The organism is Halobacillus litoralis, assembly GCF_009856355.1.
GTDB lineage: Bacteria > Bacillota > Bacilli > Bacillales > Halobacillaceae > Halobacillus > Halobacillus litoralis_B.
Genome location: NZ_WMEW01000025.1, coordinates 1 through 2955, shown reverse-complemented (window position 1 = coordinate 2955; position 2955 = coordinate 1). Strand labels below are relative to the sequence as shown.

The 2955-nt window shown below is 53.0% G+C and carries 1 rRNA gene; it reads left to right on the top strand.

The features are described 5' to 3' along the window. Positions 1–100 precede the first annotated feature (100 nt). Positions 101–2955: ribosomal RNA gene (locus tag GLV97_RS19570) — 23S ribosomal RNA — on the top strand; the annotation flags it as partial.

Sequence of the window (2955 nt, the reverse complement as noted above, 5' to 3'; positions counted from 1 at the left end):
TGAACCTTGAAAACTGGATAAGGAATTATGACTCATCTAGCGATGAGATCATGATGACAAGACATCTAATTGATTTATATAAACGTCTTTTCACGAAGATAGTTAAGTGAATAAGGGCGCACGGTGGATGCCTTGGTACTAGGAGCCGATGAAGGACGGGACTAACACCGATATGCTCCGGCGAGCCGTAAGCAGGCTTTGACCCGGAGATTTCCGAATGGGGAAACCCACTGTTCGTAATGGAACAGTATCCTATACTGAATACATAGGTATAGGAAGGCACACCCGGGGAACTGAAACATCTAAGTACCCGGAGGAAGAGAAAGCAAACGCGATTTCCCAAGTAGCGGCGAGCGAAACGGAATCAGCCCAAACCAGAAAGCTTGCTTTCTGGGGTTGTAGGACACTCCTTTGGAGTTATCAAGGAGGAAGATAGACGAATCGATCTGGAAAGATCAGCCGAAGAGGGTAACAGCCCTGTAGTCGAAATCTTCCTCCCTCCGGAGTGGATCCTGAGTACGGCGGAACACGAGGAATTCCGTCGGAATCCGGGAGGACCATCTCCCAAGGCTAAATACTCCCTAGTAACCGATAGTGAACCAGTACCGTGAGGGAAAGGTGAAAAGCACCCCGGAAGGGGAGTGAAATAGAACCTGAAACCGTGTGCCTACAAGTAGTCGGAGCCCGTTAATGGGTGACGGCGTGCCTTTTGTAGAATGAACCGGCGAGTTACGACCGTATGCGAGGTTAAGCAGCAGAAGCGGAGCCGCAGCGAAAGCGAGTCTGAACAGGGCGAGTGAGTATGCGGTCGTAGACCCGAAACCGTGTGATCTACCCATGTCCAGGGTGAAGGTCAGGTAACACTGACTGGAGGCCCGAACCCACGTAAGTTGAAAATTACGGGGATGAGGTGTGGGTAGGGGTGAAATGCCAATCGAACACGGAGATAGCTGGTTCTCTCCGAAATAGCTTTAGGGCTAGCCTCAGAATAGAAAGTCATGGAGGTAGAGCACTGATTGGACGAGGGGCCCCTATCGGGTTACCGAATTCAGTCAAACTCCGAATGCCATAGACTTTGTTCTGGGAGTCAGACCGTGGGTGATAAGGTTCATGGTCGAGAGGGAAACAGCCCAGACCGCCAGCTAAGGTCCCAAAGTGTGTGTTAAGTGGAAAAGGATGTGGAGTTGCTTAGACAACCAGGATGTTGGCTTAGAAGCAGCCATCATTCAAAGAGTGCGTAATAGCTCACTGGTCGAGTGACTCTGCGCCGAAAATGTACCGGGGCTAAACACACCACCGAAGCTGCGGATTGATCTTACGATCAGTGGTAGGAGAGCGTTCTAAGTGCTGCGAAGTCAGACCGTAAGGACTGGTGGAGCGCTTAGAAGTGAGAATGCCGGTATGAGTAGCGAAAAAAGAGTGAGAATCTCTTTCACCGAATGCCTAAGGTTTCCTGAGGAAGGCTCGTCCTCTCAGGGTTAGTCGGGACCTAAGCCGAGGCCGAAAGGCGTAGGCGATGGACAACAGGTTGATATTCCTGTACCACCTCCTTTCCGTTTGAATGACGGGGGGACGCAGGAGGATAAGGAGAGCGTGCCATTGGATGTGCACGTCCAAGCAGTGAGACGGTCGGAACAGGCAAATCCGTCCGGCAACGTCAAGCTGTGATGGGGAGGGAACTATAGTACCGAAGCTCCTGATTTCACACTGCCAAGAAAAGCCTCTAATGAGGAAAGAGGTGCCCGTACCGCAAACCGACACAGGTAGGCGAGGAGAGTATCCTAAGGTGAGCGGGAGAACTCTCGTTAAGGAACTCGGCAAAATGACCCCGTAACTTCGGGAGAAGGGGTGCTCCTCTGCCGAGGAGCCGCAGTGAAAAGGCCCAAGCGACTGTTTACCAAAAACACAGGTCTCTGCGAAGCCGTAAGGCGAAGTATAGGGGCTGACACCTGCCCGGTGCTGGAAGGTTAAGGGGATGCGTTAGCTTATGCGAAGCGTTGAACCGAAGCCCCAGTAAACGGCGGCCGTAACTATAACGGTCCTAAGGTAGCGAAATTCCTTGTCGGGTAAGTTCCGACCCGCACGAAAGGTGCAACGACTTGGGCACTGTCTCAACGAGAGACCCGGTGAAATTATACTATGTGTGAAGATGCACATTACCCGCGACAGGACGGAAAGACCCCGTGGAGCTTTACTGCAGCCTGATATTGAATGTTGGTACAGCTTGTACAGGATAGGTAGGAGCCTTGGAAACCGGAGCGCCAGCTTCGGTGGAGGCGCTGGTGGGATACTACCCTGGCTGTACGGACATTCTAACCCAGGACCGTAATCCGGTCCGGAGACAGTGTCAGGTGGGCAGTTTGACTGGGGCGGTCGCCTCCTAAAGAGTAACGGAGGCGCCCAAAGGTTCCCTCAGAATGGTTGGAAATCATTCGCAGAGTGTAAAGGCACAAGGGAGCTTGACTGCGAGACCTACAAGTCGAGCAGGGACGAAAGTCGGGCTTAGTGATCCGGCGGTACCGTATGGAAGGGCCGTCGCTCAACGGATAAAAGCTACCCCGGGGATAACAGGCTTATCTCCCCCAAGAGTCCACATCGACGGGGAGGTTTGGCACCTCGATGTCGGCTCATCGCATCCTGGGGCTGTAGTCGGTCCCAAGGGTTGGGCTGTTCGCCCATTAAAGCGGTACGCGAGCTGGGTTCAGAACGTCGTGAGACAGTTCGGTCCCTATCCGTCGTGGGCGTTGGAAATTTGAAAGGAGCTGTCCTTAGTACGAGAGGACCGGGATGGACACACCGCTGGTGTACCAGTTGTTCCGCCAGGAGCATCGCTGGGTAGCTACGTGTGGTCGGGATAAGTGCTGAAAGCATCTAAGCATGAAGCCCCCCTTGAGATGAGATTTCCCTCTGCTTCGAGCAGATAAGATCCCTCAGAGACGATGAGGTTGATAGGTC